The organism is Pseudomonas sp. 9.3L, from assembly GCF_058536285.1.
Window position 1 is genome coordinate 2,771,611 of the sequence record NZ_JBZUBK010000001.1, and the last position, 17,539, is coordinate 2,789,149.

Below are 17,539 nucleotides of genomic sequence, written 5' to 3' on the forward strand. Positions count from 1 at the left end.
AATCCGGTCAATGCCCCCCGGACGCTGGGCCGGCCTTGGCGGTAAAGGGCGGCTTGGCGAACCACACGAGCAGAATCAGCCCTGCAAATACCCACCCCAACATCTGGAAGTAGTCCACGGTCGAAAGCATGTAGGCCTGGCTGTTAACCACTTGCTCAAGCTGCGCGTAGGTTTTGTCCGTGGCCCCGCCCATCTGCTGAATCGCCTGCTGGGTGGTGGAGTCGTAGACGTTGATGTGTTCGCTCAGGTACGCATGGTGCTGGATGGCCCTACGGCTCCAGATCCAAGTGGTCAGGGAGGCGGCAAAACTCCCTCCCAACGTGCGCAGGAAGGTCGCCAGCCCCGAGCCGTCGGCAATCTGCTTGGGCGGCAGGTCCGACAGCAAGATGCTTAATGTGGGCATGAAGAACAGCGCCACGCCGATCCCCATGAACAGCTGCACCAGTGCGATATGGGTGAAATCCACCTCAGTGTTGAAGCCGGCGCGCATGAAGCAACTCAGGCCAATGGCCGTGAACGCCAGTGCCGCCAGGATGCGCAGGTCGAACTTATGGGCATATTTGCCCACGAAAGGCGACATCAGCACGGGCAGGATGCCCAACGGCGCTACTGCGAACCCTGCCCAGGTGGCAGTGTAGCCCAGCTGGGTCTGCAACCACTGGGGCAAAATCAGGTTGATCCCGAAAAACCCGGAGTACCCGCCTACCAGCACCGCCGTGCCCACGCGGAAGTTACGGAACGCGAACAGCCGTAGATTGACCACCGGGTGTTCATCGGTAAGCTCCCAGATCACGAACGCCGCCAGGGCGATCACCGAGATCACGGTGCCAATGATAATGAACTGGGACTCAAACCAATCCAGGTCGTTACCTTTGTCCAGCACCACCTGCAAGGCGCCTACCCCGATGATCAAGGTGATCAGGCCCACGTAGTCCATGGGCTGGCGACTGGTGTGTACCGGTCGGTTGGCCAACTGCTGGCGAACCACTGCCGCGGCAAACAAGCCCACGGGTACGTTGATGAAGAAGATCCACGGCCAGCTATAGCTATCGGTAATCCATCCGCCCAGAATCGGCCCCGCAATGGGCGCGACCACCGTCACCATGGCCAGCAGCGCCAGAGCCATGCCCCGTTTCGCAGGGGGATACACGGCAATCAGCAGGGTTTGGGTCATGGGGTACAGCGGCCCAGCCACCATGCCCTGCACTACGCGAAACCCTACAAGCTCGGGCATGGACGTGGAAATACCACACAGGAACGACGCCAGCACGAATAGCAGGGTCGCCCAGATAAACAGCTTTACCTCGCCGAAGCGCCGGCTAAGCCACCCGGTAAGGGGCAGTGCTACCGCGTTGCTGACCGCAAACGAGGTGATGACCCAGGTGCCCTGCTCCGCGCTGACCCCCAGGTTGCCGGAAATGGTCGGCAACGCCACGTTGGCAATGGTGGTGTCCAGCACCTGCATGAAGGTTGCCAGTGACAACCCAATGGTGCTGAGGACCAGGCTGGGCGGGGTGAATGACGCATTGCCGCTCATCGTTGTGCAGTCTTGCCAGGGGCGCTGCTGCCGGGGGCACCATTGCCAGAGGCGCTGTTTTCACGAATCAGGCGCGCGATCATGGTGTCGGCCTCGTCGAGTTGCTGCTCATAAACGCTGGTGGAGAAGGCCGCCTGCTGAGGGGGTTGCTGGGTCAACACGGCGCCACTCTGGTCGTGCAGGTCCACCGTGGCGACAGTCGACAACCCAATACGCAACGGGTGCTTTTTCAACGGTTCAGGGTCCAGCGCGATACGTACCGGCACCCGTTGCACGATCTTGATCCAGTTACCGGTCGCATTCTGCGCAGGTAACAACGAGAACGCACTGCCGGTGCCTGCGCCGATACTCTGCACCGTGCCTGTGTAAGCCACGTCATCGCCGTACAGGTCCGACTCCAGGGTCACCGGCTGGCCAATGCGCATGTCGTGCAGCTGGGTTTCCTTGAAGTTGGCGTCTACCCATACCTGCTCCAGCGGAATCACCGCCATGGTCGGGGTACCAGGCTGTACGCGCTGGCCTAGCTGAACGGTGCGCTTGGCCACATAACCCGACACCGGGGCTACCAAGGTGGTACGGGCGCGGGCCAGGTAAGCGTCGCGCAGCCGTGCGGCGGCGGCCTGAACGTCAGGGTGAGAGGAAATCACGGTGTCGTCTACCAGAGCCGCCGTGCCTGCCAGTTGCTGTTGGGCCGTGCCTAATGCGCTCTGGGCAGACGCCAGGTCATCGCGGGCGTGGGACAGCTCTTCCTGCGAAATCGCACCACTGGCCGCCAGCGTCTTGCGGCGGTTGTAGTTCTCTTGCGCTTTTTGCAGCTCTACCCGACGGGCATTGGCCTGGGCCCGTGCGCTGTCTACGTTGCTATACATGCCGCGCACTTGTCGCACGGTCTTGGCCAGGTTGGCTTGAGCGTTTTCAAGTGCTATACGCGCATCGGCGGGGTCGAAGCTGATCATCACCTGCCCGGCCTTCACAAAGTCGCCGTCGTCGGCGCCGATGCTGATAACGGTGCCAGCGATCAACGGGGTGACTTCCACCACGTTGCCGTTCACGTAGGCGTCGTCGGTTTCCTCGTAAAACTTGCCGTGCAGTTCGTACCAGGCAAATACCGCGAGGCCGGCAATGATTACCACCGCGAGCAAGAGCAGCAACATCAGCTTGCGCTTGCGCGGGTTGGCCTTGGGTTGTGCGTTGTCAGCCTTGTCATCAGTGGCTTGGGGGTTGGCAGTGGCCATGGAAAATTACCTTGATTAATCGCGTGGGGCCGAGGCACTGGCCAGGGCCTGACCCTGAAAACCGCCGCCTAGGGCCTGCATGAGTTGAATCGAAACGTCGATACGCTGAGCCGTAAGGCTGGCCAACTGCTGTTGCGCGCCGAGCAGCTGCTGTTCAAGAGTAAGCACGTCGAGGTAGTTACCGATCCCCGAGCCGTAGCGCTGCGTGACGGTGCCGAAGGATTGCTGGGCTACGTCGACTGCCCGCTGCTTGGCCGCCACCTGCCGGCCGAGCGCTTCAAGGCGGTTGATGGCGTCTGCCACCTCACCCAGCGCGCCGACCAGCGCCTTGTTGTATTGGGCAACGGCCAGCTCATGGTCGGCGTCGCTGGCGTCGAGGCCAGCACGCAGGCGGCCGCCATCGAACAACGGCAAGGACACCGCCGGTGCAATGTTGAAGAACCGGCTGGCACTGCCAAACAACGCGTCGCCTAGCATCGACTGCGTACCCGCCGCGGCCGTGAGGTTAAGGTTGGGGTAGAAGCGGGTTTTACTCACCTCTACATCGCGGCTGGATGCCTCTACCCGCCAACGCGCGGCAACCACGTCCGGGCGCCTGCCCAGTAGGTCGGCAGGCAGCTGCGAGGGCAGCGCCACTACGGCGGGGTTAAGCGTGGTGGGGCGAGCGATTTCGTCGGCGCGCTCCGGGCCCTTGCCTAACAACACCGCCAGGGCAATCCGAGCGCTGCGTAGTTGCTTCTCCGCATCCACCGCCTGCTCTTGCGCACTGGCTTCAAGGCTTTCCGTTTGTTGCAACTGGTACTGGCTGTCGATGCCAGCCGCCAGACGCTGACGCCCCAGCGTGAGCAATTGCCCCGTGCGCTTGAGGTCTTCCTGAGCAAGGTCGGCAGCGATGTAGGCATGGGCCAGATCGCTGTACGCCCTGGCCACGTCAACAGCCAAGGTCAGCCGCGCGGCCTGACGGTCTACTTCAGCCGCGCGGGCTTGGCCCAAGGCGGCTTCCCAGGCAGCGCGCTCGCCCCCCCAGAGGTCGAAGCTGTAGTTGAAGGTTACCTCTGCAGTACGCAGAGTCGAATAACGCTCGCCCCGAAGCAGCGGGTCTTGCACTTTAGCCAGGCGTGAACGCGAGACCTCGGCGTCCGCGCCGATGTAAGGGCTGCGGTCGGCGTCCACGGCATTAGCCTCGGCCATGGCGCGGTGCGCGCGGGCAGCAGCCACCTGCACGTTGGGGCTGTCACGCAAGGCTTCGTCGATCAACGCGTTCAGCTGTGGGTCGCCCAACCCCGCCCACCAAGTCGCTGAAGGCCATGCAGCTGGGCTCACCACCACCTTCGCCACGCCTTGGCCCATGTGCAGGCTGGCAGCGTCCGTAAGCTGGGCATCTGGCGCAAGACCATGGTCGTTGGCGCAGCCTGCTAGGGCTACGGCCAAGGCGAGTGGCATCAACTTCACATACAACAGGGAAGGCTTCATTTTTTACCCATGCGCCAGCACGCCGAGGGGTCGCCGGCATCGATCAGAATTTTTTTGAGTATCCGTTCCAACTCAGCCAATTCGGCCTTTTCCAACACGCCCGCCAAGCGGTTCATGGCCTGCGCGCCGACATGCGGCAGGCGCGCCGCCAGTTGCTCGCCGTCTGCCGTCAGCACGATGCGGATCTGCCGACGGTCCGCCTCGCTGCGGTTGCGGCGGATCAACTGTTTATGCTCAAGCCGGTCCAGCATCCGGGTCATGGAGCCGCTGTCCAGGGACAGGTGCCGGCACAGGTCGCCAGGGCTGTCTATCCCCCACTCGGCAACCATGATCAGCACCTTGAACTGCGCCGCCGTCACCCCATGCACCTCCAAGTGTTGGTCAAGGATGCGGTCCTTGAGGCTGTTGGTGCGCCCTAGCAACATACCAATCTGGCTGTCGTAGAAGTTCTCGGGAGTAAAGTGGCTCATGAGGTAAACAATTGCTGCTCAGGCAGAGAGTGTTGCCAAATATTACTGCCTAGGCAGCTATTGTCAAGGTAATGACCCTCGGCCGTGATCCCAGGTGATCTACGGCGTGTTTTAGGGCAAGTAGGAAAGGTGTGGAGGCTTAGGCAGGGACGCCGCTGTGAAACCTGAACTCCGGATCCGGGCTCTGAATCAGCTCCGCTTCAGCGGCCCTCACCTTAATAAGGGTGCGTTCTATGTCCGCTGCGTCACCGTAGTGATACGCCAGCCTCAAGTACCCCTGGAAATGCCGGGCTTCGCTTTTGAGCAGGCCACTGTAAAAGCTGCCCAAGTCCGTATCCAAATGAACGGCCACCGCGCCGAACCGTTCGCAACTGCGGGCTTCGATAAAGGCGCCGACCACCAGCGTGTCTACCAGCTTCACCGGCTCATGGGCGCGCACCAGTTTACGCAGGCCCGAGGCGTAGCGGCCTGCGTTCAGAGGCTGCAGCGGCACGTCGCGCATTTTCATCCAACGCAGCACCTGCTCATGGTGAACCAGTTCTTCGCGGGCCAAACGGGACATGAAGTGGATGAGGTCGATGTGAGTGTTGTACTTGGCGATCAGGCTCAACGCCGTGGACGCCGCCTTGAACTCACAGTTCTTGTGGTCAATCAGCAGGGTAGTTTGGTTCACCAAGGCAGCGTCGACCCACGCCTGGGGCGTAGGGCAGCCTAGAAAGTCAGGGATGTCAGGCAACATGCGCTGTCTCGTGTGGGTTGAAAACAGCGCAGTATACGCAAGCGTCAGTGTAGCGGCATCGTTGTGGGGGCTAGGAAGGTGAACCATAGCTGGCCGAGATCATAGAGGCCGCTATAGCTTGGAGGCGTACGGTGGCCGATCACGATGGGTTGGCCGTTCAACAACGGCGCGTTGCCTGCCGCCATTGCTTCGAGCTGCTCAGCAGAACACTGGCTGGCTAAAACCGGAACGCTCGTCATTCGCTGCCATATGGCGCGCTTGAGTGCCTCAAAGTCCTCCCAAGGTTGCTGAGCCAGGGCTGCTGCCAGAGGAGCAGGTAATCTTGCCCCACCTGCCCGCACCCTATCGAACCACTGGTCCACCTCCGCCGCGCCCGCGCCTGTGGTCAGCCCGGCATAGTCGTGCACTCGAGCGCAGCTTAGGTAAAGCGGACCCATCCCAGAACCTTGGGGAAAAACCACGACGCATTCGTAAAATCCGTCGAGCGACATTGTGTCTATAGGTTGGGGTTCAAACCATTTGCCTGGCTCCACCCTCCCGAACGACGGCATCGGGCCTGTCAAAGCATTTTCCTGCGATAACAGAGGAAGGCGAAAACGCCATTGAAAGATTTCACCTGACGGCAGCGACAACTGATAACCATCGCTTTCGGGTAGTGCCGTGGCGGCCAACACAGGCACCTCACTTGCCAACGGAGGGGTACTCTTGCAAACACTCACTTTGAACACGCCGCTGACCGACCGCAACAATAGCCGGTACGGCAGCGGGATGTTTTCCCTATACAAGCTATTGCGATCAAGAACGGGCGCTATCAATTCCAAAGGCACCGTCAGGACGTAAGGATCGGCTCGCCACGCTTGCCGACCAAACTCATAGACATGAGCGCAGGCACCCAGTGCCCACGCGGGATCGGTGCCCGCCACCTGCAGGGCGACGGCTGATAAAATTGACGCCGTAAGCCCACTTTCAGGGGACGAAAAAAAGTCCATGACCTTCCGGTCCGGATGGCAAAGCAGGGCTCTCGAAAGCGCATCGGCAAGAGGGATTTCGTAGTGCAGCGGGTACCCACCTAAGCTGTGCAGGGCCGCGAAGCCCCGAACCCAGGCATATTTCCCTTGGATAAACGCCGCTTCGGCCGTTGGTCTCAAGTGGTCGACTGACATCCCTATCTCGCTCATCCGAATATCATGTTCGGCAAGCCTCTCGTGCCAATGCGCGGCCCATGCTTCCCAGCCCTCTACAGGAGCGGGTGAGTTACGCCTGACCCGGCGGGACTCGAATGCATCGTAAAGCCACGTCCGGGAAAATTTTGTAAAACGATCCAACGGGGCAAGACGATGCAATACTTTTTCCAGTTCATTAAGCGCATCACGCAGCTGTACGCATCGCTGCCACTGCTGAAGATCTCCTATGGCCAGCAACGACTGTACTTCGTGCATGAGGGTCGCACCTACAAGTAACTCGCGCTCGGTTTGCTGCTCTTGGTAGAGTAGGCGCTGTAGCAGGTGACCTAAGTTTTGATCTTTTTCCCCGGCGGCCCTTAACGCTGTTCGCTGGGCCTCACGTTGGCTCATGGCCTCATCCAAAGGAACCAGTGCAACGACCGCTTGCAGATCGCCCCCAGGCTTAAGGCCCGGCCGCCTGCCCCTGCAATGCTTAATCATCCTCATGAGCCCTAACGGCGTTCTGGGGAGTGGCGCCAGTGGCCGCCCTGCTGCAAAAATCAAACCTTGTTCCCAGCCTGGTGCATCTACAAGCATGTCAAGCTCGGCAACTAGCCTTTCATGACTAGCAGCATCGCCTTCCACGTTTAAAACTCTTTCACACAGCGAAAGAAACTCCTGCTCCGTATAATCTTCGTATCGTTCTTTAAGCATCAATGCAAATCCCCTATGCCTGTGAATAACATCCGTCGGCGTAAATTACTGCTCTTTCCTTCCTGCTTATCCTGGATTAGAGCAGAAGCTCATTCTCAGCACGCCATCTTTCTACCTCTGCAACCACTTCTTCGGTTGAGGTATCAGACCTAGATTTAGGCCAGAACAATAGAACAGATCCACTAGGATGCTTGCTAATCAACTCCAGCTGATCGATCAAATCATCCAACTCACCTTAATCTCCCAGCGGATAACGAACGTTCGCTTTAATGCCCTCTACGATCCGCATCGGCTGCGATCTTGAGTACTCCATCGAACTACCTGTAACCGATGATGAAATGTGCCACTGATAGACGGCGCTCAAATCGTCCAGGTCATTTGAAACACCCCCCTCCGCTTACTCCTTGCCGAAGCGCCCGCCGGAAGGGGCAAACTCAACTATTCCTGATGCCTGCGCTACGATTGCCGGTATTGGCCCCCGGTCAAATCGGAAGGCCGTTTTCAGCGCGCCATCTTTCTACTTCTGCAATGACACCCTCAAGAGAATCATTCGCGCCCGGCTTAGGCCAAAAAATCAAATTGGAACCCTCGGGATGTTCAGTTAGCTGCCTGAATTCATCCATCAAGTTATCAAGCTCATCCTCGTCTCCTTCAGGGTTATCCAGATTTTTTTCAACCTTCTCCAAAAGTTTAACCAGCTGCGACCTTGAATATTGCATATACTTACTCCTGCATACCCTGATGAATCTTGATGTGTGCTATTCGAGAGACCACAATCAGATTATCCAGATCATAGACTTCACCTTCGCTTATCGATCTTATGTGATGGATTTCTAGCTTTGATCGCCTACCTGCCCTGTCCACTCGGTTTGCATATGGAGCCCGGCCATAACTTATAGCTCGTAAAATCTGTGTTTGCGAAGACACCCTCACTCTTCATCGTTTTCCAGAGCACCCGCCGGAGGTATCAAAACTTGAATACTCCAGTTACCTGCTGCACTTGCCTGGATTGATGCTTCTTGGCGGCAAAAACTGAGTGCAACACCTCACCTTCCGGTACGGTGTGCACATGTCTTATCACGAACTCAGCATTGATGAACGCGTCACGATCCAGCTCGGCAAGCTCCAAGGCTTTAGCTTGAGGGCCATTGCTAAGATGCTTGACCGAAACCCCTCGACCGTTAGCCGCGAAATCCGCCGCAACAGCCCCTCGGCTAACCTCTACTCGGCCAGCCAGGCCCAGCAGCACATGTGTTGCCGGCGTAAGGTGTGCCGCCCTGAACGAAAGTTGGTTCCAGGTAACGAACTGTTCGACCTGGTGATCTATCTTTTGCGACAGCGCTTTTCTCCACAGCAAATTGCAGGCAAGCTCAGATCCATGGAATTTCCACATTTTGAAGATACCTTCGTTTGCCGCGAAACGATCTATAACGCCATCTATGCACTGCCAGTGGGAGAGCTTCGCAAGGAGCTGATCATCTGCCTGCGCCAAGGCAACACCACTAGGCGTCCGCGCTCTGGGGGTGTTGACCGACGTGGTCAGATTCCTGATCTGGTTAGTATTCACGTACGTCCACCTGAGGTAGAAGACCGGCAAACACCCGGCCACTGGGAAGGCGACCTGATTAAGGGTAAGGCCAATGCCTCCGCGGTTGGCACATTGGTGGAGCGCAGTACGGGCTACCTGATGCTTGTGAAAATGAACGATGCGACCGCCACCTCGGCGGTTGAAGGCTTCAGTGCGGCGTTGAATCGTATGCCGCTGGCGGCCCGTAAAACGATGACGTATGACCAGGGCCGGGAGATGGCGCGACATGCCGAAATCACTCAGCGCACCGGCGTAGCGATCTATTTTTGCGATCCGCACAGTCCCTGGCAGCGCGGCAGTAACGAAAACATTAATGGCCTGATTCGCCAGTACTTGCCCAAGGGCGCTGATTTGTCGAGCGTAAGCCAAGAGAACCTGGACGCCATCGCGTACCAATTGAACATCCGCCCACGTCAGCGGTTTGAGTACAAATGCCCGATTGAGATGATGACTGCGATGATGGCCAAGCATCACGACAGCCCTCTCTAATTCAATAACTGCGTGTTGCACTCAGCCCTTGAAACCGCCCTTTTTTAAATCGGAAGGCCGTTCTCAGCGCGCCATCTTTCTACTTCTGCAATGATACCCTCGAGAGAATCATCCGCGCCCGGCTTAGGCCAAAAAATCAAATTGGAACCCTCTGGATGTTCGCTCACCTCTTCGAATTCAAGCACCAAGTTATCAAGCTCATCTTCGTCTCCTTCAGGGTTATCCAGATTTTTTTCAACCTTTTCCAAAAGTTTAACCAGCTGCGACCTTGAATATTGCATACACTTACTCCTGCATACCCTGATGAATCTTGATGTGTGCTATTGGAGAGACCACAATCAGATTATCCAGATCATAGACTTCACCTCCTTCGCTTATCGATCTTATGTGATGGATTTCTAGCTTTGATCGCCTACCTGCCCTGTCCACTCGGTTTGCATATGGAGCCCGGCCAGAGCCTACGGCTTTGTAAATGCCGTGTCCCGCGCCTGAAAGCAACGCCGGCTCCTTACTCACCTCCTTCCAGAACGCCCTCCTGAATGCGTCGAAGCTTGAGTAACTCCGCCCTCGCATCCGCTCCGCCACGCTTGCTGGAACAGGCACCCCTACTGTTGCTACCCTTTCATCCAACCATCGCCCTTCAACCGCCTGCCCTGATCCGCTGACCACGCCCGGCGCATAACGGCGCCAGGCCTCGCTGAACATTACGTACTCAGGTGGCAAGCCGGAGTCCGCAGGGTAGATGACTATGAAATCATCAATATCCCAGTCGTGGAGCCCTGGATATATTTCAAGCTGTGGCGAGGTGACGGGTTCGCCACTTCCGGTGTAGGCCCCGACCAGTGCGGGTACTAACGGCAGGGCGGTGCCTCCAAGGTGTTCGGCGCCTGGTGCGCTGGCGGGTGTCCAGGTCAGGCGGCGCCCGCTCGCCGCGTCATCGATCAGGACCCAACTGGCCGTATCAGGGTTCTGCCGTGCCTGAACGACCGGTACCGCTCGGCCGACACCCTCGCTGCCGGTACGGGTTACAAAAAGTGAAGCGCCGTTGTACTCAGCTACCGAGCCTACCCGGAACGGCAACTCCAAAGAGGTCCCTAACTCGGAGAGATCAAGGGCTGTCAGCGCTTCTGGCGCGAGCCACTCTAGCGGGAGACTCAGCGCAATGCCGGGCGGGAAGTCACCTTCCGGTGCGTCGAAGACCAGGTCCAGAAAGTCCACTGCAAGATCAGTGGCCATTGCCATCTCTAGCGCTACCAATGCCGAACGCAGGCTGGTCTCGATGGTCGCCCCTGCTACATCAGTCAGTGGCACCTCGCCGGCGGGACTGAGCAGATAGGGAATTGTCGCGTGCCCTGCTCGGACATGAGTGAAATTGTTGGCTGCGCGAAGCCAGCGGGCAGCGGCGGCGTTGGCGTAGGCGGCTTCCTCAGCCTGGCGACTGCGGATCTGCTCCTGCTCCAGGACGGCGGTTGCTTCAGTACGTTGCTGCGTATGAGCGCCCGTCAGTTGCTCGGCGTATCTTGGGTGGGCGGAATGCCATGGGGTGCGTACCGGTTGGCCGTTGGACAGAAGCGGTTGCCCGCCTTGAGCGCTGAGCTTGAGGTTATCGAGGCTATAGGCCTCAGTCAGCGTCTGTGGCGGGTGGACATAGCGCAGTTCGAGCGTACGCTGCGTGCTGCTCCACAACGGACGCGCCAGCAGCGGTGGGTAGCCTTTGCGCAGACGGTTACGGTTGATTTCACTAAGGCCTGGCGCCTCCTGCACGGCCTGATGAGCGAACTCCCTCCACGCATGGGCCGCAAGCGCCTCAGTAGAGTCGAACGTGCGCCACTTCAAGGAGGCGGCCACCTTTGCCGGGATAGCCTCCGAGGTAGGGTTGGCCAGCTGCTGTCCGAGATTGACACTGCCACGGCCAGCGCCGGTGGCTACGCCAGTACCAGTGAGTAGATCTTCAAATGCCAGGTAGCAGGGCGCGATGCCAGAACCTGCTGGAAATACCAGTATGCAGTCACTGAAGTGAGTAGATGCGCCTGCAGGCAGTTCGGGGCCTTCCAGATGGGCAAGGCTAGTGACACCGCGAAGCGCTGGAGCGAGTTGTGCCACAGGAGGGGTATAAGCGCTGGGATCAACCTGTAGCCTTGGTGCGATTGCCTCGTCGCCGCGTATTTCATAGGCCTGCGAGTCGTGGTGCCATTGGGCGGCGCGTACCGGCACCTGCGGTGAAACCGCGCCGCCGGTGGGGATCACATGGACGGCGGTCTCACCCTTTACGGTTTCTGCCTTGAGCCTGTAATCCAGTACCGTTGTAGTACCGGGCTCAAGGGGTGAGCCAGTGGTAGTGATGCCCATGTCGGGGAGAGGAAGTACTACAGCAAAGCGCCGACGTTGCTCGGGACTAAGCTCTCCATCTCCTAACTGTGGGGAATATGCAAGCAAGGTCCAGAAGGAAGGCCTGCGCAACATATCTGCCGTAGGTTTGACGAAAGCCCCGGCTTCGCGCAGCGTCTGTAAGGCTGTGCGAAGCACATCTGCCCGGATGGCTTCAGTGCTGCCTGAGATGAGAGCTGGGCCCGCAAGGGTCGCTGCACCGACACGCAAGGTATGCTGGTCGAGCACCTCTTGCTCTCGGGCGCTTTGGCGCATCCCTTGCAATGCCTGCATGTCGATATCACGGCGAGCGTTGATCTCTCGATAGCGCGCCTGCGACTCCTGGCTCGCCTGCAAAGCGGTTTCATGCGCTGCGGTTTGCAGGGCCAACGCAGCGGCGCGTTCATCGATGCGAACAATACGATCAGCGAGTGCCTGCGCCTGCTGCGCAGCATGCATGGCGTTGCGCCATTGCTCATGGGCAGCCTCGCCACCCGCCAACACCCGGTCAAGATAATGCGCTTCAGGATGACTACCAGGGTTGTCTCCATAAAAGCTATCGGCCTGGGCAAGCAACTGGGCGCGCTGAGCGGACAGCTGCTGGCGTAAAGCAGTCACCGCTGCAAGCTCTTGTCGTAGGTGCCGGTTTCCCGGCACGTTCGAAAGAACCTCACTGGGTGAGGCCCCTTGGCGAATCAGCCCCTCTCGGACGTCCATCTCCAAGCGCTCGCTGGCAACTTGGCGAGCATGGCTTAACTCGAGAAGATGACTGTGGTAACGACGCTGGTAGGCTTCGCGCCTAGCCAGTGCCGCTGCTGCTTCCCGTGCTTGATGCTCTCGCTCAAGTGCCGACCGATGGGCCGCCTCCTGGGCCCGACGCGCCGCTAGCCTGCGTTTTCGTCGCTTGCGACTGGAGCCACTCGCGCCACTGGCGAAGCTTGAGCCGAAGAAACCTAGATTACCCCGCCCGGATGCTATCGGGCCGGAGCGAATATTGACGTAGCCGTCATCCTTGTAATAGCCATCACTCATGAGTACCTCCTTGTAAGGAGTACTCAGGGTGAGATGGCTACCGAAGCGACATGGTGTAGATAATTAGGCAGGACGTTCTAGACACTGCTCGGGGGCAAGTGACCTAACCTCCGCAATTACCCCATCGCCTCACGTAAAAACGCCGGTGCGATGTACCGTTGGTAATGCGCCTCGGACAGCAGAAAGAACTCCCGGTCGATGGCATCGCGCAGGGCAGGTAAATCCCAACCTCGGAATTCTGGCAGCAGCGCCAAGCCGTAGGCGTCGAGCTGGTTGATAACCCGTGCGCCGCGGGCGATCAACTGGTAAGCCCAGCAGTATTCGGACTGTTGCGGCTGGAACCGAACCTGCCGCTGCTCCAGCTGCTGGCGCAAGCGCGCGGCGTCGAAGACTTCGAGCTTGCCCTCCATCACCTGCACCAGCAATTGCTCAAGGCGCAGCCATACGGCGCGCTTTTGCTCGTCGTCATAGCCGTTCCAGTGAATTACCTCATGATGAAACCGCTTGCAGCCACGGCACACCAAGTCCCCATAGACAGTGGAACACAGGCCAACGCAGGGGGTTTTGATGGTGGATTTGGGCATGGTCACAGGCACACGGGCGAAGCGGTGGGCTGGCTATCTTAGCCCTTAGTCGTAGTGCTTTCACCCCTACATGCCGAATGGATAACTTACCTTCCTGCAATTTTTGCCGTAGAATCGTTCAGCCTGCTTGAAGGCACCAATGTCCATCTGGAAGCTGTTTTCAAAGCGTCACGAGCACAGTCGATCCGTCAGAATGCAGTGCACGGCACCCTCCCCGCCGTGCCAGCCCTCATCCGCCCAGCATTCTGCGGCGTAAAACTTTGAAAGCAGCTTCTGCCTGGTACTCATCGTCATTCCGGCCACACGGCTCACGAAGCTGCACGGCGTCGGGGTGCGAGAGCACCGCTGGATAAGCGTCCCCCGCGGGACCACTGATGAGGGTAATAACTGTGCTTGAAGCCTATCGCAAACATTCCGAAGAGCGTGCCGCCCAGGGTATCGTGCCCCAGCCGCTGAACGCCGAACAAACCGCAGGCCTGGTCGAGCTGCTCAAGAATCCACCCGCTGGCGAAGAAGCCTTCCTCCTCGACCTGATCACCAACCGCGTTCCGCCAGGGGTAGACGAAGCCGCCTACGTCAAGGCCGGCTTCCTGTCCGCGCTGGCCAAGGGCGAAGCCACCTCGCCCCTGATCGACCAGAAACGCGCCACCGAACTGCTAGGCACCATGCAGGGCGGCTACAACATTCATACCCTGGTCGACCTGCTCGACAGCCCTGACCTGGCGCTGGTTGCCGCTGAGCAACTCAAGCACACCCTGTTGATGTTCGACGCCTTCCACGACGTTGCCGAAAAAGCCAAGAACGGTAATACCGCCGCACAGGCCGTACTGCAATCCTGGGCAGACGGTGAATGGTTCACCAAAAAGCCGGCCATCGCCGACAAGTACACCCTGACCGTGTTCAAGGTGCCGGGCGAAACCAACACCGATGACCTCTCGCCTGCCCCGGATGCCTGGTCGCGCCCTGACATCCCTCTGCACGCCCTGGCCATGCTGAAAATGGCCCGCGACGGTATCGTCCCTGAGCAGCAAGGCAGCATTGGCCCGCTCAAGCAGATCGAAGAAGTGCGTGCCAAAGGCTTCCCGGTGGCCTATGTCGGTGACGTGGTCGGCACCGGTTCGTCGCGCAAATCCGCTACCAACTCGGTGCTGTGGTTCTTTGGCGACGATATTCCCTACGTGCCCAACAAACGCGCAGGGGGCTTCTGCTTTGGCAGCAAGATTGCTCCGATCTTCTACAACACCATGGAAGACGCCGGCGCGCTGCCTATCGAATTCGACGTGTCGAACCTGAACATGGGCGACGTGATCGACGTGTACCCTCATGCGGGTAAGGTCTGCAAGCACGGTACCGATGAAGTGCTGGCAACCTTCGGCCTGAAAACCCCGGTTCTGCTGGACGAAGTGCGCGCAGGCGGGCGTATTCCGCTGATCGTGGGCCGTGGTCTGACCGACAAGGCCCGTGCCGAATTGGGCCTGCCAGCTGCCAACCTGTTCAAGCTACCTGAATCGCCTGTCGATACCGGCAAGGGCTACACCCTTGCGCAGAAGATGGTCGGCAAGGCATGCGGTGTGGAAGGCGTTCGCCCTGGCACCTATTGCGAGCCCAGGATGACTACCGTGGGGTCTCAGGACACCACTGGCCCAATGACCCGCGACGAGTTGAAAGACCTGGCATGCCTGGGCTTCTCCGCCGACCTGGTGATGCAGTCCTTCTGCCACACTGCGGCGTACCCCAAGCCCATCGACGTGACCACTCACCACACGCTGCCCGACTTCATCCGCACCCGTGGCGGCGTGTCGCTGCGCCCGGGCGATGGCATCATTCACAGCTGGCTCAACCGCATGCTGCTGCCGGATACCGTGGGCACTGGCGGTGACTCGCACACCCGTTTCCCCATGGGTATCTCCTTCCCGGCAGGCTCCGGCCTGGTCGCCTTTGCCGCAGCCACCGGCGTCATGCCCCTGGACATGCCAGAGTCGATACTGGTGCGCTTCAAAGGCACCATGCAACCCGGCATCACCCTGCGTGACCTGGTGCATGCCATCCCGTACTACGCCATCCAGAAGGGCTTGCTCACCGTCGAGAAGAAGGGCAAGAAAAACGCCTTCTCTGGCCGCATCCTGGAAATCGAAGGCCTGGACGAGCTTACCGTCGAGCAAGCCTTCGAGCTGTCCGACGCCTCGGCCGAGCGTTCTGCCGCGGGGTGCACCATCAAGCTGCCAGAAAACGCCATCGCCGATTACCTGCGCTCCAACATTACCTTGCTGCGCTGGATGATCAGCGAAGGGTATGGCGATGCCCGTACCCTCGAGCGCCGTGCCCAGGCCATGGAAGCCTGGATCGCCAACCCTGAGTTGCTGGCGGCCGATGCCGATGCTGAATACGCCGAAGTGATCGAGATCGACCTGTCTGAAGTGACAGAGCCTGTGCTCTGCGCGCCGAACGACCCGGACGACGCTCGCCTGCTGTCTTCGGTAGCTGGCGAGAAGATCGACGAAGTGTTCATCGGTTCGTGCATGACCAACATCGGCCACTTCCGCGCGGCCGGCAAGTTGCTGGACAAGGTCAAGGGCGCCATTCCTACGCGCCTGTGGCTGTCCCCGCCTACCAAAATGGACGCCCACCAGCTCACCGAGGAAGGCTACTACGGTATCTACGGCAAAGCAGGCGCGCGTATGGAAATGCCCGGCTGCTCGCTGTGCATGGGTAACCAGGCGCGGGTGGCGGCTAACTCTACCGTGGTCTCTACCTCTACCCGTAACTTCCCCAACCGCCTGGGCGACGGTGCCAACGTGTACCTGGCGTCGGCCGAACTGGCTGCCGTTGCGTCCATCATTGGCAAGCTGCCAACGGTCGAGGAGTACATGGGCTATGCGCAAAACATCGACAGCATGGCTGCCGACGTGTACCGCTACCTGAGCTTCGACCAGATCGCCGATTTCCGCGAAGCGGCCAAGAACGCGAACATCCCGGTTGCACAGGTTTAAGCGCTAGCACAACTTACCGCTAACGCTGTTCACTAAATCCGAAGCCTCAAGGCTTCGGATTTTTTTCGGCCGGAAGAAAATTCACTTTTGTAGTTGCGAGGCCCGACCTGCGAGGCCCGTCCCACCTGCTACGCTTAGGGGCCAATTACGTACAGGAGCACTAGGATGCAAACCCGCACGTTGGGCCAAGGCCTGAACGTCTCCGCTATTGGCCTGGGCTGCATGGGCATGAGCTTCGCCTACGGTGGGGCGTGGTTTTCTCACTGGTAACCTGAAGGTCAAAGAGCTGGACGCACAGGACATGCGCCGTGGGCTGCCCCGTTTTCAAGAGGCCGCCCTTGACCAGAACCAACGCTTGGTCGACGCACTTAACACGTTCGCACAGCAACAGGGCTGCACTGCTGCTCAGTTGGCACTGGCGTGGCTGCTGGCGCAAAAACCCTGGATCGTGCCCATACCAGGCGCCCGCAAAATCCCCCACTTGACCGACAACGCCGGCGCCGGTGGCCTGGTGCTGGACGAGGCTACGTTAACCGCCATTACCCGCGCCTTGCCTGCCACTGAGGTGGTAGGCGACCGGTACGACGCAAAAAGCCAGAGCATGACTAATCTTTGAGGCCCGAAATCAGGGCTAGGCCTTCTAGCCCTGATCACCCGTCAAATCTCTTGGATAATGTAGCCCTGAAAGTGAACGATCTCACCTGACTCAACGTTTAAAGGTCTGAGAACGTGCAGAGGATGATCGAAACTACCAAGGGGGTCTCTTACAGAGCCTACTCGATAGCCTCGCGCATCGCGTAATACGAACTCAAACGTGTTGATGCCTGCACCATCACCTTCAAGCTCAACCTTCCAAAAATCCGTTACTTCAGCAGCAGGAAACAATTTCAGATAACCATCTCGGTCGATTCCCAATTTTTCGCCAATCTCATTGGTAGTCGGGCCAATGCTAATGGCATAGTGAAGCCTATCACCTGCGTCTTCGATAAAATCGAAACGGAACACTACGCTGCGCTCGGTAATGGGCCAGCCAGTTTGCTGAACGACACGGCCATTTCTTTTGCTAGAAGGTTCAAATAAGTATCCAACCGGATACTGCCGGCCGCCAACCTTCCCTTGAAGCGTTACGAAAAAAGATCGTCCGTTGATAGTAGCCAT

Annotated in this window: 16 protein-coding genes; 3 read left to right on the forward strand and 13 right to left on the reverse strand. The window is 58.9% G+C overall.

The window, feature by feature from the left end; all coding sequences use genetic code 11:
* Window positions 1–7: 7 nt before the first annotated feature.
* The 9 genes from AC4LE2_RS12640 to AC4LE2_RS12680 all read right to left on the reverse strand — a co-directional run bounded on the left by AC4LE2_RS12640 (window position 8) and on the right by AC4LE2_RS12680 (window position 8,264).
* On the reverse strand, window positions 8–1,537 hold the full coding sequence (locus AC4LE2_RS12640; protein ID WP_491826092.1) for a DHA2 family efflux MFS transporter permease subunit: 1,530 nt from the start codon (window positions 1,535–1,537) through the stop codon (window positions 8–10).
* Window positions 1,534–2,772, reverse strand: a complete 1,239-nt coding sequence (locus tag AC4LE2_RS12645; protein ID WP_491826093.1) for an HlyD family secretion protein — start codon at window positions 2,770–2,772, stop codon at window positions 1,534–1,536. Before AC4LE2_RS12645 ends, AC4LE2_RS12640 begins: the two co-directional genes overlap by 4 nt.
* A gap of 15 nt (window positions 2,773–2,787) precedes the next feature.
* Window positions 2,788–4,245 (reverse strand): efflux transporter outer membrane subunit, encoded by a 1,458-nt coding sequence (locus AC4LE2_RS12650; RefSeq protein ID WP_491826094.1) that lies wholly within the window; start codon window positions 4,243–4,245, stop codon window positions 2,788–2,790.
* Window positions 4,242–4,715, reverse strand: a complete 474-nt coding sequence (locus AC4LE2_RS12655; RefSeq protein WP_491826095.1) for a MarR family winged helix-turn-helix transcriptional regulator — start codon at window positions 4,713–4,715, stop codon at window positions 4,242–4,244. Before AC4LE2_RS12655 ends, AC4LE2_RS12650 begins: the two co-directional genes overlap by 4 nt.
* Before the next feature lie 139 nt (window positions 4,716–4,854).
* Window positions 4,855–5,454, reverse strand: a complete 600-nt coding sequence (locus AC4LE2_RS12660) for a MiaE family protein (protein ID WP_491826096.1) — start codon at window positions 5,452–5,454, stop codon at window positions 4,855–4,857.
* Between the two features lie 44 nt (window positions 5,455–5,498).
* Window positions 5,499–7,331: a pyocin-S2/colicin E7-DNase domain-containing protein gene (locus AC4LE2_RS12665; RefSeq protein WP_491828126.1), complete on the reverse strand. Its 1,833-nt coding sequence runs from the start codon at window positions 7,329–7,331 to the stop codon at window positions 5,499–5,501.
* Window positions 7,332–7,407: 76 nt separating this feature from the next.
* Entirely contained in the window at window positions 7,408–7,560 is a 153-nt protein-coding gene (locus AC4LE2_RS12670) for a bacteriocin immunity protein (RefSeq protein ID WP_491826097.1), read from the reverse strand.
* Between the two features lie 253 nt (window positions 7,561–7,813).
* A complete protein-coding gene (locus AC4LE2_RS12675) occupies window positions 7,814–8,050 on the reverse strand; it encodes a bacteriocin immunity protein (RefSeq protein WP_491826098.1) in 237 nt (78 codons plus the stop codon).
* A 4-nt stretch (window positions 8,051–8,054) separates the two neighbouring features.
* Window positions 8,055–8,264 carry an HNH endonuclease signature motif containing protein gene (locus tag AC4LE2_RS12680; RefSeq protein ID WP_491826099.1) on the reverse strand — a complete coding sequence of 70 codons (210 nt, stop codon included), beginning with the start codon at window positions 8,262–8,264 and terminating at the stop codon, window positions 8,055–8,057.
* Between the two features lie 136 nt (window positions 8,265–8,400).
* Between AC4LE2_RS12680 and AC4LE2_RS12685 the strand changes: the two genes are divergently transcribed.
* Window positions 8,401–9,408 carry an IS30 family transposase gene (locus tag AC4LE2_RS12685; protein ID WP_491826100.1) on the forward strand — a complete coding sequence of 336 codons (1,008 nt, stop codon included), beginning with the start codon at window positions 8,401–8,403 and terminating at the stop codon, window positions 9,406–9,408.
* A gap of 44 nt (window positions 9,409–9,452) precedes the next feature.
* On the opposite strand, the gene AC4LE2_RS12690 is transcribed toward AC4LE2_RS12685, so the two are convergent.
* From AC4LE2_RS12690 to AC4LE2_RS12700, 3 genes are all read right to left on the reverse strand, one after another.
* Window positions 9,453–9,689, reverse strand: a complete 237-nt coding sequence (locus tag AC4LE2_RS12690) for a bacteriocin immunity protein (protein WP_491826101.1) — start codon at window positions 9,687–9,689, stop codon at window positions 9,453–9,455.
* A gap of 4 nt (window positions 9,690–9,693) precedes the next feature.
* Complete coding sequence (locus AC4LE2_RS12695; RefSeq protein WP_491826102.1) at window positions 9,694–12,807, reverse strand: pyocin-S2/colicin E7-DNase domain-containing protein; 3,114 nt, start codon at window positions 12,805–12,807, stop codon at window positions 9,694–9,696.
* A 116-nt stretch (window positions 12,808–12,923) separates the two neighbouring features.
* Window positions 12,924–13,391 (reverse strand): DUF1289 domain-containing protein, encoded by a 468-nt coding sequence (locus tag AC4LE2_RS12700; protein WP_491826103.1) that lies wholly within the window; start codon window positions 13,389–13,391, stop codon window positions 12,924–12,926.
* 389 nt (window positions 13,392–13,780) lie between these two features.
* Here AC4LE2_RS12700 and acnB point away from each other — a divergent pair, with 389 nt between their 5' ends.
* Complete coding sequence (gene acnB, locus AC4LE2_RS12705; RefSeq protein WP_491828127.1) at window positions 13,781–16,381, forward strand: bifunctional aconitate hydratase 2/2-methylisocitrate dehydratase; 2,601 nt, start codon at window positions 13,781–13,783, stop codon at window positions 16,379–16,381.
* A 244-nt stretch (window positions 16,382–16,625) separates the two neighbouring features.
* The gene (locus AC4LE2_RS12710; RefSeq protein ID WP_491826104.1) at window positions 16,626–16,997 is read left to right on the forward strand and encodes an aldo/keto reductase; all 372 of its coding nucleotides are present in this window, start codon (window positions 16,626–16,628) and stop codon (window positions 16,995–16,997) included.
* Between the two features lie 41 nt (window positions 16,998–17,038).
* Here AC4LE2_RS12710 and AC4LE2_RS12715 read toward each other — a convergent pair whose 3' ends face one another.
* Window positions 17,039–17,539 carry a hypothetical protein gene (locus AC4LE2_RS12715; protein ID WP_491826105.1) on the reverse strand — a complete coding sequence of 167 codons (501 nt, stop codon included), beginning with the start codon at window positions 17,537–17,539 and terminating at the stop codon, window positions 17,039–17,041.